The organism is Variovorax sp. H27-G14, from assembly GCF_046156345.1.
Lineage (GTDB): Bacteria > Pseudomonadota > Gammaproteobacteria > Burkholderiales > Burkholderiaceae_C > Variovorax.
In genome coordinates, this window is record NZ_JAYLVN010000001.1 from 911,234 (window position 1) to 936,354 (window position 25,121).

General features: G+C 67.1%; 19 protein-coding genes and 1 pseudogene. 10 read left to right on the forward strand and 10 right to left on the reverse strand.

Annotated elements, in window-relative coordinates; genetic code table 11:
- Nucleotides 1-77 precede the first annotated feature (77 nt).
- The 4 genes from VLK31_RS04265 to VLK31_RS04280 all read left to right on the forward strand — a co-directional run bounded on the left by VLK31_RS04265 (nucleotide 78) and on the right by VLK31_RS04280 (nucleotide 4,391).
- Nucleotides 78-488 carry a DUF2177 family protein gene (locus VLK31_RS04265; RefSeq protein ID WP_409167114.1) on the forward strand — a complete coding sequence of 137 codons (411 nt, stop codon included), beginning with the start codon at nucleotides 78-80 and terminating at the stop codon, nucleotides 486-488.
- Nucleotides 489-643: 155 nt separating this feature from the next.
- Nucleotides 644-2,119 (forward strand): alkaline phosphatase, encoded by a 1,476-nt coding sequence (locus VLK31_RS04270; protein ID WP_409167115.1) that lies wholly within the window; start codon nucleotides 644-646, stop codon nucleotides 2,117-2,119.
- A 32-nt stretch (nucleotides 2,120-2,151) separates the two neighbouring features.
- Nucleotides 2,152-3,684, forward strand: coding sequence for an alkaline phosphatase (locus tag VLK31_RS04275; RefSeq protein WP_409167116.1), 1,533 nt, complete (start codon nucleotides 2,152-2,154; stop codon nucleotides 3,682-3,684).
- A complete protein-coding gene (locus VLK31_RS04280; protein ID WP_409167117.1) occupies nucleotides 3,681-4,391 on the forward strand; it encodes a hypothetical protein in 711 nt (236 codons plus the stop codon). Before VLK31_RS04275 ends, VLK31_RS04280 begins: the two co-directional genes overlap by 4 nt.
- An 11-nt stretch (nucleotides 4,392-4,402) precedes the next feature.
- On the opposite strand, the gene VLK31_RS04285 is transcribed toward VLK31_RS04280, so the two are convergent.
- Nucleotides 4,403-4,879 carry a DUF1854 domain-containing protein gene (locus tag VLK31_RS04285; protein ID WP_409167118.1) on the reverse strand — a complete coding sequence of 159 codons (477 nt, stop codon included), beginning with the start codon at nucleotides 4,877-4,879 and terminating at the stop codon, nucleotides 4,403-4,405.
- Nucleotides 4,876-7,164, reverse strand: coding sequence for an ABC transporter ATP-binding protein (locus VLK31_RS04290; protein ID WP_409167119.1), 2,289 nt, complete (start codon nucleotides 7,162-7,164; stop codon nucleotides 4,876-4,878). Before VLK31_RS04290 ends, VLK31_RS04285 begins: the two co-directional genes overlap by 4 nt.
- A gap of 139 nt (nucleotides 7,165-7,303) precedes the next feature.
- On the opposite strand from VLK31_RS04290, the gene cphA (VLK31_RS04295) reads away from it, so the two are divergent.
- From cphA (VLK31_RS04295) to VLK31_RS04315, 5 genes are all read left to right on the forward strand, one after another.
- Nucleotides 7,304-9,541 (forward strand): cyanophycin synthetase, encoded by a 2,238-nt coding sequence (gene cphA / locus VLK31_RS04295; RefSeq protein WP_409167120.1) that lies wholly within the window; start codon nucleotides 7,304-7,306, stop codon nucleotides 9,539-9,541.
- A gap of 126 nt (nucleotides 9,542-9,667) precedes the next feature.
- Complete coding sequence (gene cphA, locus VLK31_RS04300) at nucleotides 9,668-12,235, forward strand: cyanophycin synthetase (RefSeq protein WP_409167121.1); 2,568 nt, start codon at nucleotides 9,668-9,670, stop codon at nucleotides 12,233-12,235.
- 161 nt (nucleotides 12,236-12,396) lie between these two features.
- Entirely contained in the window at nucleotides 12,397-12,801 is a 405-nt protein-coding gene (locus tag VLK31_RS04305) for a hypothetical protein (protein WP_409167122.1), read from the forward strand.
- A gap of 88 nt (nucleotides 12,802-12,889) precedes the next feature.
- Nucleotides 12,890-13,381, forward strand: coding sequence for a hypothetical protein (locus VLK31_RS04310; protein ID WP_409167123.1), 492 nt, complete (start codon nucleotides 12,890-12,892; stop codon nucleotides 13,379-13,381).
- Nucleotides 13,382-13,527: 146 nt separating this feature from the next.
- The gene (locus VLK31_RS04315) at nucleotides 13,528-13,782 is read left to right on the forward strand and encodes a hypothetical protein (RefSeq protein WP_409167124.1); all 255 of its coding nucleotides are present in this window, start codon (nucleotides 13,528-13,530) and stop codon (nucleotides 13,780-13,782) included.
- A 24-nt stretch (nucleotides 13,783-13,806) separates the two neighbouring features.
- Here the strand turns inward: VLK31_RS04315 and VLK31_RS04320 are convergent, their stop codons facing one another.
- Complete coding sequence (locus VLK31_RS04320) at nucleotides 13,807-14,595, reverse strand: SDR family NAD(P)-dependent oxidoreductase (RefSeq protein WP_409167125.1); 789 nt, start codon at nucleotides 14,593-14,595, stop codon at nucleotides 13,807-13,809.
- 128 nt (nucleotides 14,596-14,723) lie between these two features.
- Between VLK31_RS04320 and VLK31_RS04325 the strand changes: the two are divergent.
- A pseudogene (locus VLK31_RS04325) lies at nucleotides 14,724-15,590 on the forward strand (LysR family transcriptional regulator); the annotation flags it as partial.
- A gap of 46 nt (nucleotides 15,591-15,636) precedes the next feature.
- On the opposite strand, the gene VLK31_RS04330 reads toward VLK31_RS04325, so the two are convergent.
- The 7 genes from VLK31_RS04330 to mmsA all read right to left on the reverse strand — a co-directional run bounded on the left by VLK31_RS04330 (nucleotide 15,637) and on the right by mmsA (nucleotide 25,105).
- A complete protein-coding gene (locus tag VLK31_RS04330; protein WP_409167126.1) occupies nucleotides 15,637-16,554 on the reverse strand; it encodes a dihydrodipicolinate synthase family protein in 918 nt (305 codons plus the stop codon).
- Nucleotides 16,555-16,577: 23 nt separating this feature from the next.
- Nucleotides 16,578-18,338, reverse strand: a complete 1,761-nt coding sequence (locus VLK31_RS04335) for an IlvD/Edd family dehydratase (protein WP_409167127.1) — start codon at nucleotides 18,336-18,338, stop codon at nucleotides 16,578-16,580.
- A gap of 44 nt (nucleotides 18,339-18,382) precedes the next feature.
- The gene (gene yjfF / locus VLK31_RS04340) at nucleotides 18,383-19,411 is read right to left on the reverse strand and encodes a galactofuranose ABC transporter, permease protein YjfF (RefSeq protein ID WP_409167128.1); all 1,029 of its coding nucleotides are present in this window, start codon (nucleotides 19,409-19,411) and stop codon (nucleotides 18,383-18,385) included.
- Nucleotides 19,408-20,454, reverse strand: coding sequence for an ABC transporter permease (locus tag VLK31_RS04345; RefSeq protein ID WP_409167129.1), 1,047 nt, complete (start codon nucleotides 20,452-20,454; stop codon nucleotides 19,408-19,410). The genes yjfF and VLK31_RS04345 overlap by 4 nt, the downstream gene beginning before the upstream one ends.
- Before the next feature lie 395 nt (nucleotides 20,455-20,849).
- Nucleotides 20,850-22,373, reverse strand: a complete 1,524-nt coding sequence (locus VLK31_RS04350) for a sugar ABC transporter ATP-binding protein (protein WP_409167130.1) — start codon at nucleotides 22,371-22,373, stop codon at nucleotides 20,850-20,852.
- Between the two features lie 7 nt (nucleotides 22,374-22,380).
- Complete coding sequence (gene mmsB, locus VLK31_RS04355; RefSeq protein ID WP_409167131.1) at nucleotides 22,381-23,592, reverse strand: multiple monosaccharide ABC transporter permease; 1,212 nt, start codon at nucleotides 23,590-23,592, stop codon at nucleotides 22,381-22,383.
- A complete protein-coding gene (gene mmsA / locus VLK31_RS04360; RefSeq protein WP_409167364.1) occupies nucleotides 23,579-25,105 on the reverse strand; it encodes a multiple monosaccharide ABC transporter ATP-binding protein in 1,527 nt (508 codons plus the stop codon). The genes mmsB and mmsA overlap by 14 nt, the downstream gene beginning before the upstream one ends.
- Between the last annotated feature and the right edge of the window lie 16 nt (nucleotides 25,106-25,121).

Below are 25,121 nucleotides of genomic sequence, written 5' to 3' on the forward strand. Positions count from 1 at the left end.
CGTCAGCGGCAGCGCCGCTGTAGTCCAAAAGCGCAATTTTCGCAGGCCCTGCCAAGCGCGCGGATACGATCCCGCGCATGAGTACCAAACACCTGGCCGCATGGGCCGTCACCTTCATCGTGCTGCTGGTCATCGACATGCTCTGGCTGGGCGTGGTTGCCAAGAACCTGTACAAGAACGCCATGGGCGACCTGATGTCGCCCAACCCGCGGCTGGCCTTTGCGGCGGTGTTCTACCTGATCTACCCGATCGGCCTGCTGGTCTTTGCGATCGTGCCGGGCGTGGCGGCGCAGGGCGTGCTGCGGGCCGCGCTGATGGGCGGGCTGTTCGGCATGTTCTGCTATGCCACCTACGACCTGACCAACCTGGCCGTGATCCGCAACTGGCCGCTGTCGCTGTCGTTCATCGACATCGCCTGGGGCACGCTGGTGAGCGGCGTGGCGTCGGCGGCGGGCGCGGCCACGCTGCGGTGGCTGGCCGCGCGCTGAGCCGGTTTTCTTCCTCATTTCCATCTAATAAATCTCGCTGAACTTTTTCAGCAGGCGTGACTCGTCACGGCCGAGTCATCTGTAATCTTTAGATTGCACCCCGGATGCGGCGCGCAGCAGGCGCGCCGCTCGAAACAACCATCCGAGGGAGTTGCATGACTCAACGCTACATTGCCCCAGCGCTGCTGGGCGTCTCATTGCTGCTGTCCGCCTGCGGCGGCAGCAACAACAACAGCCCGGTGCTGCCGTTCATTCCGCCAGCGACCACGCCGACACCGCCGGCCGCCCAGGCGCAGAAGAACATCCTGTTCTTCCTGGGCGACGGCATGGGCATCACCACCATGACCGCCGCGCGCATCTACAAGGTCGGCGAAGACGGCGACCTGACGATGGACACGCTGCCCGAAACCGCCTTCGTGCACACGTACTCCAACGACGCCCAGGTGACCGACAGCGCGCCTTCGATGTCGGCCTACATGACCGGCGTGAAGATGAACAACGAGGTCATCTCGATGAGCGCGGACACCAAGGCCGCCGACGCATCGGGCAAGGCCTACCAGACCAACTTCGACAGCACCTGCCCCTCGGGCAACGGCCAGGCGGTGGAAACGCTGCTGGAGCAGAGCAAGGCCAAGGGCTACGCCACCGGCGTGGTGACCACCACGCGCATCACGCACGCCACCCCTGCCGCCACCTACTCGCACGTGTGCCACCGCGACGCGGAGAACACCATTGCAGCGGCGCTGGTGCCGGGCGGCGCGGGCTACAACGCCAAGCTGGGCGACGGCGTGGACGTGTTCTTCGGCGGCGGCACCGACTACTTCAACACCAAGGAAGACGGCGGCAAGCGCAACGACAAGCGCAACCTGATCGCCGAGCTGAAGACCGCCAAGTACAGCTACGCCGCCAACAAGAGCGAGTTCGACAAGCTCCCCGTGGACGGCACCACCAAGATTGCCGGGCTCTTCACCAAGAGCCACATGGCCTACGACCTCGACCGCGACGCCAGCAAGGAGCCGAGCCTGGCCGAGATGACCGGCAAGGCCATCGACGTGCTGGCCGCGCGCAAGAAAGGCTTTTTTCTGATGGTGGAAGGCGGGCGCATCGACCATGCGCTGCACGCCACCAACGCACGCCGCGCGCTGCAGGACACCGGCGCCTTCGACGACGCCATCAAGCTGGCGCTGGAGAAGATGCAGGCCATCGACCCGGGCCTGAAGAACACGCTGGTGGTGGTCACGGCCGACCACGACCACACGCTGCAGCTCAACGGCTATGCCGCGCGCACCGGCAAGACCGAGGCCGGCAAGCCGGGCGTGCTCGGCCTGGTGAAGGACTATGTGGACACCAGCAAGACCAGCAAGGACGTGGACGGCAACCCGTACACCATCATCGGTTTCGGCAACGGCCCGTCGCGCATGGCCACGCGTGGCGCCATCGACAGCACCGCGCTGGAAAGCAAGGACTACAAGCAGGAAGCCGTGGTGCCCATGGACCCCACCAGCGACTCCGAAACCCACGGCGGCGCCGACGTGTTCCTGGGCGCGCAAGGCCTGGGCGCGGACAACTTCTCCGGCGTGATCACCAACACCGACGTGTTCGCACTGATCAAGAAGGCGGTCGGCCTGTGAGGGGCGGCAACACCCCCCGGACGCACACAACCATGAACACGACCATGAACCGCACCCCCCGCTCGATTCGCACCACCCGCCTGGCCGCCGCGCTCGCCTGCGCCGCCGCCGGCCTGCTCTCGGCGGGCGCGCACGCCGCCGGCGAAGCCAAGAACGTCATCTTCTTTCTCGGCGACGGCATGGGCCCGGTCACCGTGACCGCCGCGCGCATCTACAAGGGCGAAAAGCAGCTGGCCGCCAAGCCCGGCTCGCTGGTGAGCCCGGAGCGCGCCAACCTCGTCATGCAGTCGTTGCCCTACGCGGCGCGCGTGAAGACCTTCTCGCTGGACGGCCAGACCACCGACAGCGCGCCCTCCATGGCCGCGTACATGACGGGCGTGAAGATGCGCAACGAGGTGATCTCGATGTCCAGCGACACCACCGCTGTCGACAGCACCGGCAAGCAGTACATCAACGGCGAGAACACCACCTGCCTGCCGACCAACGGCAAGGCCGCCGAGACGCTGCTCGAGCTTGCCAAGGCCAAGGGCCGTGCGGTGGGCGCGGTGTCGACCACGCGCGTGGGCCATGCCACCCCGGCCACCACCTATGCGCACATCTGCAACCGCAACGGCTACAACACCATTGCCGAGCAGAGCGTGCCGGGCCATGCCAACTACAACCCCAAGCTGCTCGACGGCATCGACGTGCTGATGGGTGGCGGCCAGCGCAACTACCTGACGAGCGCCGGCACCAAGCGCACCGACGGCGTCGACCTGGTGGCCGCGATGACGGCCAAGGGCTACACCTACGTGGACAACGGCACCAAGCTCAAGGCCGTGGACACCGCCGCCACGGGCAAGCTGCTGGGCCTGTTCTCGCAGAGCGAAATGGCCTACGAGCTGGACCGCGTGAAGCAGAACCTCGACCAGCCCAGCCTGTCGGACATGACCGAGAAGGCGCTTGGCGTGCTCAGCAAGAACGACAAGGGCTTCTTCCTGATGGTGGAAGGCGGGCGCATCGACCACGCGCTGCACGGCACCAATGCCAAGCGCGCGCTGGAAGACACGCTGGCCTTCGACACGGCCATCCAGACCGCGCTGACCTACATGGAAAAGAAAGACCCGGGCCTGAAGAACACGCTGGTGGTGGTCACGGCCGACCATGACCATGCGATCGCCTTCAACGGCTATCCGAAGATCGGCAACCCGATCTTGGGCCTGGTCAACGGCTACGCCGACGGCAAGCCCTCCAAGGCGATCGACGGCAAGCCGTACACCACGCTGGTGTTCGGCAACGGCGGGCGGCCCAACGCGACAGCGGGCAGCGACGTCAATGCAGAAGACGGCAACAAGAAGTGGATTGCGCCGGCACGCGCGGCCACGCGCGACGACCAGACCGCGATGGACACCACCGACGACAACTTCCTGCAGGAAGTCGGCATCAACCTCGGTTCGCCCGGCGCGGAAACGCACGGTGGCGGCGACGTGATGCTGTTTGCGGGCGGCGCGGGCTCGAAGATCTTCAAGGGCACCATGGAGAACATCAAGGTGTTCAACAAGGTCAAGGAAGCGGCCGGCCTGTGACTGCCTCCCACACCTGCAAGGCGCTTCTGAGCGCCACGGCCCTGGCGGCCTTTTCGCTGGCCGCCAGCGCCGCGGGCGATGCCGCGGCGCCCGACCAGAACCTGCGCATCAGCCACCATGTGCTGTCGATCGGCAAGGACGGCGTGCAGCGCGAGAGCCGCTACGCCGACCTGATGTTCCGCCGCGCCGGCACGGTGTGGATCGAGCGCGAGCTGCCGCCCGTGCTGCGCGCCGACCACGACCATGAGGCCAGCGAAGGCAAGGTGCACATCGGCCACTCGCACGCCGACAACACCGCCGCGCCGCTGTGGCTGCGCCGCGATGCGGCCGGCAAGGTGCAGGTGGGCATGGTGCTGCGCGCGCAGCGCAAGGTGATCGAGGTCGACCAGGCCAACTACGGCAACGTCGGCTACGGCGGCTCGTGGGCCAACGCCTACTGGCTGGTCGACCCGGCCAGCCTGCCGCGCATGAAGGCACTGGGCACGGCCAGCAAGGGCGTGCAGCGCTACGAGCTGCCGCAGGGCGAGAGCACGCTGCGCATCGACTGGGACGTGGCCGGCCGCTACGCCCGCAAGATCGAGCAGCGCAACGCGCACGGCACCTCGCTCAACACCATGACGGCCTCGGCCATCGCGGCGCCCAAGGCGCTGCCCTGGCAGACCGCCGACGCCTACGAGCGCGGCGAGTACTCCGACCTGCTCGACTGAGCCCTGGGCTGCTAGAGGAAGCGCTCGAGCAGCTTGCGCGACGCGCGGTCCAGCACCTTCACATCGGGAATCCTGAACTGCACGCCGTGCGCGCTGGCAATGAGCAGCGCGCCGCCCTCGATGCGGCGAATGTCTTCCTCGGCCTTGAGCACGAACGTGGTGTCACCACGGTCGGTGCTCACGGTCCAGGTGCTGGGCACGCCGAAGCTCGACACGCCATGCAGGCGCAGCAGGGTGGGCGCAAAGTCGCGCACCGCAAGCTCTTCTTCGAGCAGCGCCTTGGTCGACGCAGGCAGTTGCGCCACGTTGTCGACCCAGACCAGCTCGCGCCCCTCGCCGCCCACCAGCGACACACCGTGCGCAGGCGCGCTCAGCGGAAAGGCCCGCACCGGCGTGACGCCCACGTGGCGCTCGCCCTGGGCGTCGGTCAGCACAAGTCGGCCGAAGCTGTCGCGTTGGAGCTCGAAAGATGTGTTGTCGTTGTTCATGCGTCCCCCGCGGGGTGGGCTGCGTGGGTGACTGCGAGTGGTGCCTGTGCCCCGGCGCGCTCGCTGGCCGCGCCTTCGCTCGCATCGTCGTCGCCCTGGCGCAGCTGCGCCTGGTACAGCCGCCAATAAGCGCCCTGCCTGGCCATCAAGGTGTCGTGCGGTCCCACCTCGACCACCTCGCCACGGTCCATCACCACCAGCCGGTCGGCCTTGCGCAGCGTCGACAGGCGGTGCGCAATGGCGATGGTGGTGCGGCCCTGCACCAGGTTGTCCAGCGCCTTCTGAATTTCCTTCTCGGTCTCGGTGTCCACCGCCGAGGTGGCTTCGTCCAGGATCAGGATGCGCGGGTCGATCAGCAGCGCGCGTGCAATGCTGATGCGCTGGCGCTCCCCGCCCGACAGGCCCTGCCCGCGCTCGCCCACCAGCGAGTCGTAGCCGTGCGGCAGCCGCAGGATGAAGTCGTGCGCATGGGCCGCGCGGGCCGCCGCAACCACTTCGTCGCGCGTGGCGTCGGGCTTGCCGTAGGCGATGTTCTGCGCGATGGTGCCGAAGAACAAAAACGGCTCCTGCAGCACCAGCCCCACATGGCGGCGGTAGTCCGCCACGGCAAAGCGGCGAATGTCGGTGCCGTCCACCTTGATGGCGCCGTCGGTCACGTCGTAGAAGCGGCAGATCAGGTTGACCAGCGTGCTCTTGCCCGAGCCGCTGTGGCCCACCAGGCCAATCATTTCGCCGGGCTCGATCACCAGGTCGAGGTTGTGAATGACGGCGCGCGAGCCGTAGCGAAAGCCCAGCCCGCTCATCTCGATGCGCCCTTGCACCCGTTCCACCTTCACCGGGTTTGCCGGCTCGGGCACGTTGCTCACGTGGTCGAGGATGTCGAAGATGCGCTTGGCGCCGGCCGCCGCCTTCTGCGTGACCGAGACGATGCGGCTCATCGAGTCCAGCCGCGTATAGAAGCGCCCGATGTACGCAATGAACGCGGTGAGCACACCCACCGTGATGCTGCCGCGTGCCACCTGCCAGATGCCGAAGGCCCACACCACGAGCAGGCCGATTTCTGTAAGCAGCGACACGGTCGGCGTGAACAGCGACCAGGTGCGGTTGAGCTTGTCGTTCACCTGCAGGTTGTAGGCGTTGGCCACGCGAAAGCGCTCGGCTTCGCGGCGCTCCTGGGCAAAGGCCTTGACCACGCGGATGCCGGGAATGGTGTCGGCCAGCACGTTGGTCACCTCGGACCAGACGCGGTCGATCTTCTCGAAGCCGGTGCGCAGGCGGTCGCGCACCACGTGGATCATCCAGGCGATGAACGGCAGTGGCACCAGCGTGACCACGGCCAGCAGCGGGTTGATGGAGAACAGGATGGCCGCGGTCATCACGATCATCAGCACGTCGTTGGCAAAGTCCAGCGCATGCAACGACAGAAACACGTTGATGCGGTCGGTTTCGGAGCCGATGCGCGACATAAGGTCGCCGGTGCGCTTGCCGCCGAAATAGTCCAGCGGCAGGGTCAGCAAGTGCTCGTAGGTGGTGGTGCGCAGGTCGGCGCCAATGCGCTCGGACACCAGCGCCAGCAGGTAGGTGCGCGCCCAGCCCAGCCCCCAGCCGACAAGCGCCGCAATCAGCAGCCCGCCCAGGTACACGCCCACGCGCATGTTGTCGATCTTCTGGCCGTTCTGAAACGGAATCAGGATGTCGTCCATCAGCGGGATGGTCAGGTACGGCGGCACCAGCGTGGCGGCCGTGGAAATAAGGGTCAGAACAAAGCCGAGGATCAACTGCTTGCGGTACGGGCCGGCAAAACGGCCCAGGCGCAGCAGCACCCAGGTGGACGGCGGGGCCTGCGTGGCGGCGTCGATGGCGCCGTCTTCGCCGTCAGCCGCGTCAAAAATTTGCGGCGTCTCCTTGGCGACACCCTGCGTTCGCTGTCCGAACAATTTGAGCAGCCGCAGCGCAGCGGCCTGCCCGCCCAGCGTGTAGCGCCAGCGGCCCAATTGGCCCGCGGGGCCCGTCAAATCAAGGGTTCCGACGCCGGAATGGTCGGAAAGGCGCAGTTCAAGGGCTGAATCTGTTAGCGCCCACTCACGCCATTCGCCGCCCGAATCGAGCGAAATCAGCCTGTGGTCAGTCAGTGCAACCAGGCCGCGAGAGAAGCGAAGTTGGTCGTCGAGGTCAACCGTCAGTGTTACCAGAACGTTTTCCGCGACTGCGAGACGGTTTTTCAGCAGTGCTGAAGCCGCCTCGGTTTCGCCCTCCCGGGTGCCGACTGGATCGTGATGTTGCATTGTGTTTCTTTGACTCTTGCCCGTCGCGGGCCGCATGGACCGCGTAATGGCGCCCTTCGTCGGGCGCCGATTCTGACCGATCACCATGGGCGCGCTTGAAGGCGCCGTGGTGCTCGGCCAAAGCACATCGAACGTTTGCATGACCCGTTTCGACGACATCCAATTGCTGCGCATCAACTATTTGCGCGGTCCCAACCTCTGGACCTACCGTCCGGTGCTCGAAGTCTGGCTCGACCTGGGCCTGCTGGAAGACTTCCCCTCCAACAAGATCGACGGCTTCACCGACCGCCTGACCGGGCTGCTGCCGGCGCTCATCGAGCACCACTGCGGCGTGGGCGAGCGCGGCGGCTTCATCCAGCGACTGACCGAAGGCACCTGGTCGGGGCATGTGCTGGAGCACGTGGTGATCGAGCTGCTCAACCTGGCCGGCATGCCGACCGGCTTCGGGCAAACCCGCAGCACGTCGGAGCACGGCGTCTACCGCATGGTGTTCCGCGCGCGTGACGAAGAGGTGGCCCGCGTGGCGCTGGCCGAAGGCCACCGCCTGCTGATGGCGGCCATCAACAACGACCCGTTCACCCCCGCCGACGTGCACAAGGCGGTGGACGCGGTCAAGGCCAAGGTGGAAGACTGCTACCTGGGCCCGAGCACCGCGGCCATCGTGGCCGCCGCCACCGACCGCGGCATTCCGCACATGCGGCTGAACAGCGGCAACCTGGTGCAACTGGGCTACGGCGCCAACCAGCAACGCATCTGGACCGCCGAGACCGACTACACCAGCGCCATTGGCGAATCGATTGCCAGCGACAAGGAACTGACCAAGTCCCTGCTGGCCAGCTGCGGCGTGCCCGTGCCCGAAGGCCAGATCGTCGCCAGCGCCGAAGAAGCCTGGGAAGCCGCCGAAGACATCGGCCTGCCGGTGGTGGTGAAGCCCTCGGACGCCAACCACGGCCGCGGGGTGTCGCTCGAACTCACCACGCGCGAAGAAGTGATGGCCGCCTACGCGGTGGCCGAGCCCGAAGGCAGCGACGTGATGGTCGAGCGCTTCATTCGCGGCCACGAACACCGCCTGCTGGTGGTGGGCGGCGAGGTGGTGGCGGCCGCGCGCGGCGAGATCATCACCGTGACCGGCGACGGCGTGGCAACGGTGCGCGAGCTGATCGACAAGCAGCTCAACAGCGACCCGCGCCGCGGCGCCGAAGAAGAATTTCCGCTCGACGTGATCGTGCTCGACACCGACGCCAAGCTGCAGCTCGAACTCAAGCGCCAGGAGCTCGATGCCGCCGCCGTGCCGGCCGCCGGCCGCGTGGTGACGATCCAGCGCAACGGCAACATGGCCAACGACTGCACCGACCAGGTTCACCCCGAAGTGGCGCACGCCGCCGTGCTGGCCGCGCGCGTGGTCGGCCTGGACATCGCGGGCATCGACCTGGTGGCGCAGGACATCTCCAAGCCGCTGGGCCCGCAGCGCGGCGCCATCGTCGAAGTCAACGCCGGCCCCGGCCTGCTGATGCACCTGAAGCCGGCCGTCGGTTCACCCCGCCCGGTGGGCCGCGCCATCTGCGACCACCTGTTCCCCAACGACGCACCCGGGCGCATTCCGGTGATCGGCGTGGCCGGCTCGCGCAACACCGCCGTGCTGGCGCGCCTGGTGGCCTGGCTCATCAACCTGGGCGGGCGCAACACCGGCCTGGCCTGCCGCGACGGCCTGTTCCTGGAGCGCCGCCGCGTCGACGCCCGCGACAGCGCCAACTGGGACGCCGGCCACCGCCTGCTGGTCAACCGGGCCGTGCAGGCCGTGGTGATCGAGAACGGCGCCGAAACCATCCTGCGCGACGGCCTCTCCTACGACCGCTGCCAGGTCGGCATCGTCACCGACCTGGACGGCGCGCAAGCCCTGGCCGACTACGACATCACCGAGAGCGACCAGCTGGTGAAGGTGCTGCGTACGCAGGTCGACGTGGTGCTGTCCGAAGGCACCGCCGTGCTGAACGCCGACGACGCGCGCGTGGCCGGCCTGGCGCCGCTGTGCGACGGCGCGGTCATTCTGTATGCGGCCGACCCGCAGGCCGCCGCGCTCACCGCGCACCAGGCCGCCGGCGGCAAGGCCGTGCTGGTGCGGCAAGACCGCGTGGTGCTGGCCAACGGCAGCAGCGAATCGTTTTTGCCCGGCCTCGGCCGGCTGACCGTGTGGCGCGCCAGCCATGCGGGCGTGAGCCTGGAGAGCCTGCTGGCCGCCGTGGCCGCGGCCTGGGCCCTGGGCATTCCGCTGAACCTGATCGGCGCCGGCGTGGAGGCCTTCGAGGCCGACCTGCAGGCTGCGCTGGCCTCGCTGCAGCTGTCGCAGACCCAGCCTCTCCAAGCTCAATTCATCTGACTGCCGATGCTCGCCCCCAGGCTTCGCGCACTTCGTGTCGCATCTCCCTCCCCCTACCGGGGGGCAACACCATTGGCCGGCAAAGCCGGTTCCACGGTGTTTCTTGAATAGAAACCGCGCCCGCCCATGAAAGTCACCCGCACCCGAGCCCTTCGCGGGCCCAATCTCTGGAGCCGCCACACCGCCATTGAAGCGGTCGTGGCCTGCGAAGGCGATGAAAACGCCATCAGCAAGCTGGCCGGTTTCGAAGCCCGCCTGCGCGCGCGCTTCCCGACCATCGGCGAGCTGCACCCCATGGTGCTGGGCCAGCCCCTGGCACTGGCCCATGTGCTGGAAAACGCCGCCGTGGCGCTGCAGGCCCAGGCCGGCTGCGCCGTCAATTTCGGCCACACCTCGCAGACGCTGGAAGAAGGCGTGTACCAGGTCGTGTTTCAGTACAGCGAAGAGGCCGTGGGCCGCCGCGCCATCGAGCTGGCCGAGCAACTCATTGCCGCCGTGCAGGCCGACACCCCGTTCGACGCCGACGCCGCCATCACCGAGCTGCGCGACCTGGACGAGTCGGAGCGCCTGGGCCCGAGCACCGGCTCCATCGTCGATGCGGCCGTGGCACGCGGCATTCCGTACCGCCGCCTCACGCGCGGCAGCCTGGTGCAGTTTGGCTGGGGCTCCAAGCAACGCCGCATTCAGGCCGCTGAAATCGACAGCACCAGCGGCGTGGCCGAATCCATTGCGCAGGACAAGGAACTGACCAAGCAGCTGCTCAACGCCGCCGGCGTGCCCGTGCCTTTGGGCCGCCCCGTGCGCAGCGCCGAAGACGGCTGGGCCGCGGCCCACGAAATCGGCCTGCCGGTGGTGGTGAAGCCGCAGGACGGCAACCAGGGCAAGGGCGTCACGGTGAACATCACCACGCAAGAGGAGTTGTTCTCGGCTTACGCGTCTGCCGCCGTGTACGGCGAGGTGATGGTCGAAAAGTTTCTGCCCGGCTTCGACTTCCGCCTGCTGGTGGTGGGCGACCGCCTGGTGGCCGCCGCGCGGCGCGACCCGCCGCAGGTCATTGGCGACGGCAGCATGAGCGTGCGCCAGCTGGTGGACACCGTGAACCTCGACCCGCGCCGCGGCGAAGGCCATGCCACCTCGCTCACCAAGATCCGGCTGGACGACATTGCCATCGGCCGGCTCGAGTCGCAAGGCCTCACGCCCGACAGCGTGCCCGCGCGCGGCCAGCGCGTGGTGCTGCGCAACAACGCCAACCTGTCGACCGGCGGCACCGCCACCGACGTGACCGACACCGTGCACCCTGAAGTGGCGGCACGCGCCGTCGATGCGGCGCAGATGGTCGGCCTGCACATCTGCGGCGTGGACATGGTCTGCGAGAACGTGCTGCGCCCGCTGGAAGAACAGCACGGCGGCGTGGTCGAGGTCAACGCCGCGCCCGGCCTGCGCATGCACATCTCGCCCTCGTTCGGCCGCGGCCGCGCCGTGGGCGAGGCGGTGATGGACACCATGTTCGCCCACGGCGACGACGGCCGCATTCCGGTGGTTGCCGTTACCGGCACCAACGGCAAGACCACCACCGCGCGCCTGATCAACCACCTGCTCACCTCCAGCGGCCTGCGCACCGGCATGACCAACACCGACGGCGTGTACGTCGACGGCCGCCAGACCGACAGCGGCGACTGCAGCGGCCCCAAGAGCGCGCGCAACGTGCTGATGCACCCCGACGTGGACGCGGCCGTGTTCGAAGTGGCCCGCGGCGGCGTGCTGCGCGAAGGCCTGGGCTTCGACCGCTGCCAGGTGGCCGTGGTCACCAACATCGGCAGCGGCGACCACCTGGGGCTGAACTACATCACCACCGTGGAAGACCTGGCGGTGCTCAAGCGCGTGATCGTGCGCAACGTGGCCGCCGACGGCTACGCGGTGCTCAACGCCGGCGACCCGAACGTCGCCGCCATGGCCGCGGGCTGCCCCGGCCATGTGATCTTCTTCACCGCCGACCGCATGCACCCGGTCATGGCCACGCACCGCGCGCAAGGCAAGCGCACCGTGTACGTCGACCAGGACACGCTGGTGGCCGCCGAAGGCTCGTGGCGCGAGCGCATCGCGCTGCGCGACGTGCCCATCACGCGCGGCGGCACCATCGGCTTTCAGGTCGACAACGTGATGGCCTCCGTGGCCGCCGCGTGGGCCGTGGGCCTGGACTGGGACACCATCCGCAGCGGCCTTGCGAGCTTCATGAACGACGCGGCCGGCGTGCCGGGCCGCTTCAACGTGATGGACTACCGCGGCGCCACCGTCATTGCCGACTACGGCCACAACACCGACGCCATGCGCGCGCTGGTGTCGGCCGTGGACACGATGCCGGCCAAGAAGCGCTCGGTGGTCATCAGCGGCGCGGGCGACCGCCGCGACTCGGACATCCGCGACCAGACGGCCATCCTCGGCCAGGCATTCGACGACGTGATCCTGTATCAGGACGCGGCGCAACGTGGCCGCGCCGACGGCGAAGTGATGGCGCTGCTGCGCCAGGGGCTGCAGGGCGCGGCCCGCACGCGCCAGATCGACGAGATTCGCGGCGAGTTCGTGGCCATCGACACGGCGCTGGCGCGGCTGCAGCCGGGCGACCTGTCGCTCATCCTGGTCGACCAGGTCGAGGAAGCGCTCGCTCACCTCGCACAGCGCATCGCCGCTGGCTGACGGCCGCGTTGACGGACGTGTCCCACAGCGAGGGGCGCGTCCGGCTCGGCCCGCTGCGTGCGGCTGTCCCACACCGCGCACGCACGGGCCCGCACCACACTGTGGATCCGGTCGCGCACCTGCTGATTCATCAGAAGTACGTGGCCCCACCAGGAGCCCGCATGACAACAACAGTTCGTTCCCTTCTTTCCGCCACCGCCCTCTTCGCGGCCAGTGGCTTCATGGTCTTCGGCGCGCAGACCGCCAGCGCACAGGCACCGGGCTCCGACGCCCGCATGCAGAAAGAACGCGCGGTGTGCGACGGCGTGCAGCAAGACCGCGCCGCGTGCCTGCGTGAAGCCGGCGCCGCAAAGCAGGAGGCCGGCCGCAGCGGCCTGACCACGCCCAGCCCGGCACGCGGCGAGGTCAATTCGCTGGCCCGCTGCAGCGAGCAGCCCGGCGCCGACCAGGCCGACTGCGAAGCCCGCATCAAGGGCGGTGCGCGCACCACCACCGAAGGCAGCGTGATGGGCGGCGGCGTGATCCGCGAAACCGTGACGCCACTGCCGGCCCAGCCCGTGCGTTGAGCCAAGCGAACCGCGCCCGGTTCCACCGCATCCAACATTCGCCAGTTCAGGTTTTTCAGCTCACTCAGCTCACCAGAAGGAGCCTTCCATGACAAACAACACACGCTCGATGATCTTCGCCATGCTCGCCATCAGCGGCATGGCAGCCACCACCATCGCCTCGGCCGCATCGCCGCGGCGCGGTGAGTCCGACAGCACGTACCAGCGCGAGCTGGCCGTGTGCGGCCACAACCAGCAAGAGCGCTCCGCCTGCATCCGCGAAGCCGGTGCCGCACGCCAGGCGGCCGCCCAGGGCGCGCTGACCGGCGCACCCGACTACCGCGCCAACGCCCTCGCACGCTGCGGCCTGCAGCAGCCCGCCGACCGCGCCGACTGCGAAGCCCGCGTGCTCGGTGGCAGCGGCAACACCGCCGCGGCCGTGGAAGGCAGCGTGATGGGCGGCGGCGTGATCCGCGAGTCGGTCACCACCACCATACGGCCCGCCCGCCCGATGCGGCCGATGCCCCCGCGTCCCATGCCCATGGAGCGCGCGCCCGACCCGGCGATGGCGCCCATGCCGGCACCGATGCCGATGCGCTGAGCCCCGGCAATAGCGCCCACCAGCCTGCTCTTCGCGCTGCGCGCCGGGGAGCAGGCCGATGCCCTTCGTTGTCACACGACTGTCATAAAAGGTGTGGGTGTGCTAGCTATAGTTCTCGGTCCCTGCCTACCGAGGAATCCCTTCCCATGAATGCCATCAAGGTCGCTCGCCGATTCATCGAAACGGACCCGGCCAACGAATCGGCCAAGATCCTGGCCCAGCTCGTGTTGGCCCTGGAGTCCGAACGCAGCTTCGAACTGGTCACGCTGTACAGCCTCGACTACAAGAGCTTCGAGCTTGCAATGGACATCCTGAAAGAGTGGCGGCTCGACCGCTACTACGCCAGCAAGTCCAAGCTGTTCGACCTGTCGCTGCAGCTCACCGAACTCGAAAAGAACTGATCCCGTGCTGAGCACGCCCCGTGCTCACACCAGCATCCCGCCCGACACCTCGATGCGCTGGGCATTGACCCAGCGATTGCGCTCGCCCAGCAAGCTGGCGATGGCGCCACCGATGTCGTCCGGCAACCCCGCGCGGCCCAGTGCAGTGAAGCCTGAAACCATGGCGTTCACCTGCGGGTTGTCGCGCACCATGCCCCCGCTGAAGTCGGTCTCGATCGCGCCCGGCGCAACCGTGTTCACCGCAATGCCGCGTGGGCCAAGCTCCTTGGCCAGGTAGCGCGTCAGCGTTTCCACCCCACCCTTCATCGAGGCATAGGCCGAAGCGCCCGCCATGGAGAAGCGCGTCAGCCCCGAGGACAGGTTGACGATGCGCCCGCCGTCGTTGATGAGCGGCAGCAGCTTCTGCGTTAGGAAGTACGTGCCCTTGAAGTGAATGTTGAAGAGCATGTCGAACTGCGCTTCGGTCGTCTCCTCGAAGCTCGCATGCAGGCCCGTGCCGGCGTTGTTCACCAGAAAGTCGAAGCGCTCGCGCTGCCATGTGGCGGCCAGCGCTGCCTTCACCACTTGCGCGAAGGCGGGAAAGGTCTTGCTGTCGCCCACGTCGAGCTGCAACGCCACGGCGCGCTGGCCCTTGGCCTCGATTTCGGCCACCACCGCACGGGCGCTGGCTTCGTTGGACACATAGGTCAGGATCACGTCGACGCCGTCGTCGGCGAGCGCCAGCGCGGCGCTGCGGCCGAGGCCGCGGCTGCCGCCGGTGATGAGCGCGATGCGGGAGGCGGTAGGGTGGGTAGAGCGAGTGGCAGCGGTCATTTCAAAGTCCTTGGAAGTGAATCGGCAAGTCGATTCACGGACTTTAAGAATTACCTGCAGCAAGATAAACCCCGCAGAACCGTGCACACCGTTATCCAAAAAGACAACAATCCAAGGCCATGAATTCCATGAACGCCGACGAATTGCGCATCTTCTCCAGAGTCGCCGAGCTCGCGAGCTTCAGCCGCGCAGCGGACCAGCTGGGCCTGACCCGCGCGCGTGTGTCGGTGGCCGTGCAGCAGCTCGAAGTGCGACTCGGCACGCGGCTGCTGCAGCGCACGACGCGCAGCGTGCGCCTCACAGAAGACGGCCAGCGCTTCCTGGCGCGCTGCAAGGACTATCTGGCCGAAGGCGAGCAACTGGCCGCCATGTTCCGCACGCACGCCAGTGGGCTGACCGGGCGGCTGCGCATCGACCTGCCCAGCGCCGTGGCACGCGACGTCGTCATTCCGCGCCTGCCCGAGTTCCTGGCGCGGCATCCCGCGCTCGAAGTCGGCATCAGCACCACCGACCGCCGTGTGGACCTGGTGCATGAAGGCTTCGACTGCGTGCTGCGCATCGGCGTGCTCGGCGACACCGAACTTGTCGCACGGCCCATCGGCTTCATGCGCATGGCCAATGCCGCCAGCCCCGCCTACCTGCAAGCGCACGGCACGCCGCACACGCTGGCAGATCTGGCGCAGCACCGCATCGTTCACTTCGCGCAGACGCTGGCGTCGAACGACGCGGGCTGGGAATACCTCGACCCCGCCGACGGCCACTACAAGGTGCACCCGGTGCGCGCCACCGTCACGGTGAACGGCACCGACGCCTACCAGGCCGCCGCGCTGGCGGGCCTGGGCTTCATTCAGGCGCCGGCCGTGGGGCTGGAAGCCAACGCGGCCAAAGGGCGGCTGGTGCTGGTGATGCCGGAGTTCAATGCACGCCCCATGCCGGTGTCGCTGCTGTATGCCAACCGCCGACAGCTCGCGCCGCGCGTGCTGGCCATGATGGACTGGCTGACGGAAATTCTCTCGCCCTACTTCGCCGAAGACCGAACCATCAGCGCCCCCAGCGCAGCACCAGCGGATCGAGCCGCTTCGCCGTCTCGATCAGCCCGGCGCGCGTTGCCGGATGCATCGCCGGCAGCGGATGCCGCGGTGCCTCGCAAGCGATCACGCCGCCCTCCTTCATGAGCGACTTGCAGGCCAGCAGGCCCGCTTGCCGGTTCTCGTAGTTGATGAGCGGCAGCCACTGCTGGTACATCGCAAAGGCCTTGTCGCGGTCGCCCGCGCGGTGCGCCTCGATGATCGGGCGAATGCCGTCGGGGTAGCCGCCGCCGGTCATCGAACCGGTGGCGCCGGCGTCCAGGTCGGGCATCAGCGTGATGGCTTCCTCGCCGTCCCACGGGCCTTCGATGGCGTCGCCACCCAGGCGGATCAGCTCGCGCAGCTTGGCCGCCGCGCCGGCCGTCTCTATCTTGAAGTACGCAACGTGCTCGATCTCCGTGGCCATGCGCGCCAGAAACGGCGCCGACAGCACCGTGCCGCTGGCCGGTGCGTCCTGAACCATGATGGGTATGCCCACCGCGTCGGAGAGCCGCGCATAGAACTCATGGATCTGCGGCTCCGGCACGCGGAAGGTGGCGCCGTGGTACGGCGGCATCACCATCAGCATGGCCGCGCCCATGTCCTGCGCGCGGCGGCTGCGCTCGGCGCAGACCTTGGTGCTGTAGTGCGTGGTGGTCACGATCACCGGCACGCGGCCCTTCACGTGTTCGAGGATCTCGCGCGTGAGCACCTCGCGCTCGTCGTCGGACAGCACGAACTGCTCGGAAAAATTCGCCAGGATGCAAAGGCCGTCGGAGCCCGCGTCGATCATGAAGTCGACGCAGCGCTTCTGGCTCTGGATGTCGAGCGCGCCCTGTTCGGTGAAGGTGGTGGGCACCACCGGAAAGATGCCGCGGTATCTGGGGGTCATGTGGTCTTCTTGCGTTGGGTTCTTCAATGCGAATGGCGTGGCACGGCGGAGCCGCGGCAGCCCACCAGAAAGTCGAAGTCGCAGCCTTCGTCGGCCTGCAGCACGTGGTTGACGTACAGCTTCTGGTAGCCGCCGCCGCGCGTGCTCATCGGTTGCGCGTCGGTGGTGGAAAGCGATGCCAGGCGCGCGGCCAGTTCTTCGTCGCTGATGTCCAGGTGCAGCCGGCCCGCGTCGCAGTCGAGCTCGATCCAGTCGCCGTCGCGCACCGCCGCCAGCGGCCCGCCATCCGCTGCTTCGGGCGCGACGTGCAACACCACCGTGCCGTAGGCGGTGCCGCTCATGCGCGCGTCGGAGATGCGCACCATGTCCTTCACGCCCTGGCGCAGCAGCTTGGGTGGCAGGCCCATGTTGCCGACCTCGGCCATGCCGGGGTAGCCCTTGGGGCCGCAGTTCTTCAGCACCATCACGCAGCTGGCATCGATGTCGAGGTCTTCATCGACGATGCGCTCCTTGTAGTGCTCCAGGTTCTCGAACACCACCGCGCGACCGCGGTGCTTCAGCAGCTCCGGCGAGGCGGCCGAAGGCTTGAGCACCGCACCGCGCGGCGACAGGTTGCCGCGCAAAATGCGGATGCCGCCGTCGGCAATCAGCGGGTTGCTCAGCGGACGAATCACCTCGTCGTCCAGGCTCGGTGCTTCGCGCACGTTGTCCCAGAGCGAATGGCCGTTGACCGTGAGCGCATTGGGGTGCGGCAGCAGCCCGTTTTCGCCGAGCCGGCGCAGCACGGCGGGCAGGCCACCGGCGTAATAGAACTCTTCCATCAGGAAGCGGCCCGAGGGCATCAGGTCGACGATGGTGGGCGTGTGGCTGCCGATGCGCGTCCAGTCTTCCAGCTCCAGCTCGACGCCGATGCGCCCGGCAATCGCCTTCAGGTGGATCACCGCGTTGGTGGAGCCGCCGATGGCCGCGTTCACGCGAATGGCGTTCTCGAAGGCCTCGCGCGTGAGGATCTTCGACAGCGTGAGCCCTTCCTTGGCCATCTGCACCGCGCGCATGCCCGACATCTGCGCCAGCACATAGCGCCGCGCATCGACCGCCGGAATGGCCGCGTTGTGCGGCAGCGAGGTGCCCAGCGCCTCGGCCATGCAGGCCATGGTCGAGGCCGTGCCCATGGTGTTGCAGGTGCCCGCCGAACGCGACATGCCGCCTTCCGCCGACAGAAACTGGTGCAGGTTGATCTCGCCTGCCTTCAGCGATTCGTGCAGCTGCCACACGGCCGTGCCCGAGCCGATGTTCTTGCCGTCGAGCTTGCCGTTGAGCATGGGCCCACCCGTGACCACGATGGCCGGAATGTCGCAGCTGGCTGCGCCCATCAACAGCGCCGGCGTGGTCTTGTCGCAGCCCGTGAGCAGCACCACCGCATCGACCGGGTTGCCACGAATGGCTTCTTCTACGTCCATGCTTGCCAGGTTGCGCGTGAGCATGGCGGTGGGCCGCAGGTTCGACTCGCCGTTGGAGAACACCGGAAATTCGACCGGGAAGCCGCCCGCCTCCGAGATGCCGCGCTTCACATGCTCGGCAATCTTGCGAAAGTGCGCGTTGCACGGCGTGAGCTCCGACCAGGTGTTGCAGATGCCGATGATCGGGCGGCCGTCGAACTCGTGGTCTGGAATGCCCTGGTTCTTCATCCAGCTGCGGTACATGAAGCCGTTCTTGTCGGCCGAGCCGAACCATTCGGTGGAGCGCAGCTTCTTCGGGGGGTTCGTGGAGGTGGGGTCCGACATGCGCAGGTGTCCTGAGTGCGAGAGAGAAAAAAGAAAAGAAGGCGTCAGCGCTTCGGCGTGCGCGACGTGAAGAAGCGCTGCAGCAGGCAGAACACGAACAGCAGCGCGCCGACCACGATGCGGGTCCACCACGAGCTGAGCGTGCCGTCGAAGGAAATGAGGGTCTGGATGATCCCGAGCATCAGCACGCCGAACAGCGTGCCCGCCACATAGCCCACGCCGCCGGTGAGCAGCGTGCCGCCGATCACCACCGCCGCAATGGCGTCCAGCTCCAGCCCCACTGCATGCAGGCCGTAGCCAGAGAGCATGTAGAAGGTGAAGATCACGCCCGCCAGCGCCGAGCAGAAACCCGACAGCGTGTACACGCCGATGAGCGTGCGGCGCACCGGCAAGCCCATCAGCATCGCCGAATGCTCGCTGCCGCCAATGGCGTACACCGCGCGGCCAAACGGCGTGCAGTGCGCCACGAACACCGCCGCCAGCAGCACCACCACCGCAATCACCGCGCTGATCGACACCGAGGCCTCGCCCCAGACGGGAATGCGGACCTGCGAAACCTCCGAGTAGAAGGTGTTGGTGATGCTGATCGAGTCGATGCTGATCAGGTAGCACAGCCCGCGCGCCAGGAACATGCCGGCCAGCGTGACGATGAAAGGCTGCAGCCGGTAGCGTTCGATGAGCAGGCCCATGAACGCGCCAAAGGTCGTGCCCATCACCAGCACCAGCGGAATGACGATGGCCGGGCTCCAGCCGTGCTTCTCGACCAGCGAGGCCGACACCATGGTGGTGAGCGCAATGACCGAGCCCACCGACAGGTCGATGCCGCCCGACAGAATCACGAAGGTCATGCCCACGGCCACGACGATGAGGAAGGCGTTGTCGATCAGCAGGTTCAGAAACACCTGGGCCGAGAAGAAGCCGTCGTAGAAAACAGAGCCCAGCGTGGCCACCAGAACGAACAACGAAATCGTCGCCGCCAGCGGCAGGTACTTCGGGTTGAGCCCTTTCTTGCTCCCTCTCCCGCGCGCGGGAGAGGGCTGGGGTGAGGGTCTGGTCTCAATCACCGCACTCATGCCCGTCCCCCGTCATGCACCGGCCGCAGCACCAGCGACCGCACCTCCGCCCTGAACTCCGGCGACTGCATCAGCATCACCGCGAACACCACGCCCGCCTTCACCACGAGGTTGATCTCCGGCGGCACGCCCAGCGAATAGATCGCATAGGTCAGCGTCTGGATGATGAGCGCGCCGATCACGCTGCCCACCAGGCTGAAGCGCCCGCCGGTCAGCGCCGTGCCGCCCAGCGTGACGGCAAGAATCGCGTCGAGCTCGATGAGCTGCCCCGCGTTGTTGCCGTCCGCGCTCTTCACGTTGGAGCTGATCAACAGCCCCGCCACGCCGGCGCATGCCCCGCAGAACGCATAGGCCCCGACGATCAGCCGCCGCGCCTGCACACCGGCCACGCGCGCGGCCGTCGGGTTGATGCCCACGGCCTGAATGAACAGGCCCAGCGCCGTGCGCGTGATGGCCAGGTACAGCAGCACGAACACGGCCGCGACGATGAACAGCGAGAACGGCAGGCCGAGCAGGTAGCCGCTGCCGAGGAAGAAGAAGGGCTTGTAGTAGATGGTGATGATCTGGCCGTCGGCAATGAGCTGCGCAATGCCACGGCCGGCCACCATCAAGATGAGCGTGGCGATGATGGGCTGCATGCCGACCTTGGCCACCAGCAGGCCGTTCCAGAGGCCGCACAGCAGTGCGATGCCGATGGCCGCGGCAATGGCGAGTGGCATGGGGAAGCGGCTGACGTCGTTGGCCACGGAGCCGCCGATCATCCAGGCCGCGAGTGCAGCGGCAATGGCGACCACTGCGCCCACTGAAATGTCGATGCCGCGTGTGGCGATGACCAAGGTCATGCCCAGCGACACCAGCACCAGGGGGGCGGCGCGGTTGAGGATGTCGATCAGGCTGCCGTAGAGGTGGCCGTCGCGCCACTCCAGGTGAAGGAAGCTGGCGTTGAAGGCGGTGTTGACTGCGAGCAGCAGCAACAAGGTGACGATGGGCCAGGCGAGGCGATGGTGCATCGCTGTTGCCAGGGCGGTCTTGTTGTTCGTCATTTGTTTTTCTTACCGTTGCGGTTTGTTCGGTTCGGCTTGTTCGGGGCGCGTGCACAGGCCGCCGGGTACTCCCCTCCGCGAATGTCCCCCGGGGCTTCGCCCCTCCTCCTTTATTTCGCTGCGGGGAGCACCCGACGCCCTGTGCACCTGGGCACGCTGCGGGTGATCGTGCGATCGACCCCGGCTCTGTACAACGCACACGCCGATGGGGTGCCTTGCGCAGCGAAATAAAGGAGGAGCGAAGCGGGGGACATTCGCGGAGCAAGGTACCCCGTCGGCGTGGGCGAGACCTGAACGGCTCCCGCATTCGCAGCCGTGCGAAAGGGAACGCAGTCGTGCCCCCACCCCAGCCCTCCCCCGGGAGGGGAGGGAGACAGACAAGACATCGTGGGAGTTCATGCGGCTGCGATCATTTCGTAGACCTCGTCCTCGGTGGAACCGCCCGGCAGTTCGCCCACCTTCTTTCGGTCTCGCAACACCACGATGCGATGCGCCACGCGCACCACCTCGCTCATCTCCGACGAGATGAAGATCACCGCCATGCCCGCCTTCGCAAGCCGCAGGATCTCTTCCATGATCTCCTGCTTGGCCGCCACGTCGATGCCGCGCGTAGGTTCATCAAGAATCAACAGCCGCGGCTCCGTCGCAAGCCAGCGCGCGATCATCGCCTTCTGCTGGTTGCCACCCGACAGCAACCCGATCGGCGTCTCCACACTCGCCGTCTTGATGCCCAGCGACTTCACGAAACGCTCGGCCATCTCGGTCTGCTCGGCATGCGACAGAAAACGCCTGGCACCCAGACGCGCCTGCAACGCCAACGCAATGTTCTCGCGCACCGACAACTCGGCCACGATGCCGTCGGTCTTGCGCTCTTCGGGGCACAGTGCGATGCCTTCGCGAATGGCGTCGGCGGGGTTCGAGAAACTGACCGAGCGGCCATCGACCTTCAGCACACCCCGGTCCGGCATTTCAAGCCCGAACAGCAAGCGCGCCAGCTCCGTGCGGCCCGCGCCCAGCAAGCCCGCAATGCCGACCACCTCGCCAGCGCGCACACGCAAGTCGGTCGCCTGCAACTGCCCCGCCTGGCCCAACCCTTCGGTCTGCAGCAACGCGGGCGCCGCTTCGTCGAAGGCCGGCAGCGCCGCAGGCCTGGCCGACTGCGCCGCCAGCTCGCGACCCAGCATCGCGGCAATCAGCGCCTGCGGGCCCAGGTCGGCCGCGCGCCATTCACCGATCCAGCTGCCGTTGCGCAGCACCGTGATGCGGTCGGACACCGCGTACATCTGATTCAGGAAGTGGGTGACGAACACAATCGCCAGGCCCTCGCCGCGCAACCGCCGCAGCACCTCGAACAGCTTCTCGACCTCGTCGTCGTCCAGGCTGGATGTCGGCTCGTCGAGGATCAGCACCTTCGACGACACGCCCAGCGCGCGCGCAATGGCCACCATCTGCTGCACCGCCACCGAATAGCTCGACAGCAGACGCGTCACGTCGATGTCCAGGCCAATGCGCGCCAGCAGCTCTTCGGCCCGCCGGTTCACCGCCGCCCAGTCGATGCGCCAACCCTGCGCCACGCCGCAGCGCGGGTAGCGGCCCGCAAACACGTTCTCGGCCACCGACAGGTTGGGGCACAGGTTCACCTCCTGGTAGACCGTGCTGATGCCCAGCTTCTGCGCATCGAGCGGCGACGCCGGGTGAATGGGCTGGCCGTCGAGAAACATCTCGCCGCCGCTGGAGGGCAGCACGCCGGTCAGCACCTTGATGAGCGTCGACTTGCCCGCGCCGTTCTGCCCCATCAGCGCATGGATCTCGCCGGGGTAAAGGTTGAGCTGCACGTCGCGCAGCACCGGGATGCCGCCGAACTGCTTGTGGATGCCACGCAGCGCGAGCACGGGGCTGTTGGCGGTGCCTTCTGTCATGCCGCTGCTACTTGTTCTTGTTGTAAACGTCGATGAACACCGCCGCCAGCAGCACCAGGCCCTTGATGACCTGCTGGTAGTCGATGCCGATGCCCACGATCGACATGCCGTTGTTCATCACGCCCATGATGAAAGCGCCGATGACCGCGCCCATCACCCGGCCCACGCCGCCCGAGGCCGACGCACCGCCGATGAAGCAGGCGGCAATCACGTCCAGCTCGAAGCCCAGGCCCGCCTTGGGCGTGGCCGTGTTCAGCCGCGCGGCGAACACCAGGCCGGCCAGGGCCGCCAGCGCACCCATGTTCACGAAGGTGAGAAAAGCCAGGCGCTGCGTCTTCACGCCCGACAGCCGCGCCGCCTTCTCGTTGCCGCCCAGCGCATAAATGCGCCGCCCGATGGTGGTGCGGTTGGTGACGAAGTCGTACACCACGATCAGCACCGCCATCACGATCAGCACGTTGGGCAGGCCCTTGTAGGTCGAGAGCAGATAGCTGAAGAACAGGATGATGGCCGCGAAGAACAGGTTCTTCACCAGGAAGAAGGCGTACGGCTCCTGCTCCATGCCATGCGCCTTGAGCTTGGCGCGACCGCGCAGCTTGAAGAACACCAGCGCCACGGCGGCCAGCGCGCCGACCACCAGCGAGGTGGTGCGCAGAGTTTCACCGCCGAGCGGATCGGGAATGAAGCCCGAGCTCAGCCGCTGAAAGGCTTCAGGGAACGGCCCCACCGACTGCCCCGCCAGCAGCGCCAGCGTGAGCCCCTTGAACACCAGCATGCCCGCGAGCGTGACGATGAACGACGGTATCTTTCTAAATGCCACGAACCAGCCCTGCGCCGCGCCAATGAGCGCGCCCGCCAGGATGCTCACGATGGCGGTGGGCACGAAGTGCCACTCGTACTCCACCATCAGCACCGCCGCCAGCGCGCCGATGAAGCCGCACACCGAGCCCACCGACAGGTCGATGTGGCCGGCCACGATCACCAGCAGCATGCCCAGCGCCATGATGACCACGTAGCTGTTCTGCAGCAGCAGGTTGGTGAGGTTCAGCGGGCGCAGCAGCGTGCCGTCGGTCAGCACCTGAAACAGCACCATGATCGCGACCAGCGAGATCAGCATGCCGTACTCGCGCAGGTTGTTCTTCAGGAAGCCGGCATGCAGCTTCGGGCCTTCCGCCAAGGGCAGCGCGGGCTTCACCGCGTTGGCTTCAGGCTGCGACATGAACGGTGCTCCCTGCGCTCACGATGGCGTGCATGATGCGTTCCTGCGTGGCCTCGGCCGCCGTGAACTCGGCCACGAAGCGCCCCTCGTTCATCACATAGATGCGGTCGCACATGCCCAGCAACTCGGGCAGTTCGGAAGAGATCATGAGAATGCCTTTGCCCTCGCTCGCGAGCTGGTCGATGATGGTGTAGATCTCGTACTTGGCGCCCACGTCGATACCGCGCGTGGGCTCGTCGAGCATCAGCAGTTCGGGCTGGGTGAAGAGCCACTTGCTCAACACCACCTTCTGCTGGTTGCCGCCCGACAGATTGACCACCAGCTGCTCCACACCCGAGCAACGGATGTTCAGCGCCTTGCGGTAGTCGTTGGCCACCTTGAATTCGCGCCCGGTGTCGATCACCGCGCGCTCGGAAACAGCGTCCAGGTTGGCCAGGCTGATGTTCTTGCGAATGTCTTCTTCCAGCACCAGCCCCAGGCCCTTGCGGTCTTCGGTGACATAAGCAAGGCCGTGGTCGATGGCCTTGCGCACGGTGCTCACGTCCACCGGCTTGCCGTGCATAAGCACCGAGCCGCTGATGCGCTGGCCGTAGGACTTGCCGAACACGCTCATGGCCAGCTCGGTGCGGCCCGCGCCCATGAGGCCGGCAATGCCGACGATCTCGCCCTGGCGCACATGCAGGCTCACGCCTTTGATCTGCTCGCGGTCGGCATGCAGCGCGTGGTGCACGCGCCAGTCGCGCACCTCCAGCACCGTCTGGCCGATTTTCGGCGTGCGCTGCGGGTAGCGGTGTTCCATGTCGCGGCCCACCATGCCGCGAATGATGCGGTCCTCGCTGATGGGCTGGTTGCGGCAGTCGATGCTTTCCACGGTGGCGCCGTCGCGCAGCACCGTCACCGCGTCGGCCACCTTGGCAATTTCATTGAGCTTGTGCGAGATGAGGATCGACGCAATGCCCTGGCGCTTGAGCGCCAGCAGCAGCATGAGCAGCGCGTCGCTGTCCTTCTCGTTCAGGCTCGCGGTGGGCTCGTCCAGAATGAGCAGCTTCACCTGCTTGGCCAGCGCCTTGGCAATTTCCACCAGCTGCTGCTTGCCCACGCCCAGGTCGGTCACCAGCGTGGTGGGCGGCTCGTTCAGGCCCACCTTGGCCAGAAGCTCGCGCGTTTTTGCATAGGCGGCAAACCAGTCGATCACGCCGCCGTGCGCAATCTCGTTGCCCAGAAAGATGTTCTCGGCAATCGACAGCAGCGGCACCAGCGCCAGCTCCTGGTGAATGATGATGATGCCCAGCGCCTCGCTGTCGGCAATGCCCTTGAAGCGGCGCACCTCGCCCTCGAACTGAATGTCCCCGGTGTACGAGTCGCACGGGTACACGCCGCTCAGCACCTTCATCAGCGTCGACTTGCCCGCGCCGTTCTCGCCCACCACGGCATGTATCTCGCCGGCGCGCACGCTGAGGTTGACGTTGCTCAGCGCCTTCACGCCGGGAAAGGTCTTGGTGATGCCGCGCATCGCGAGGATGGCGCCG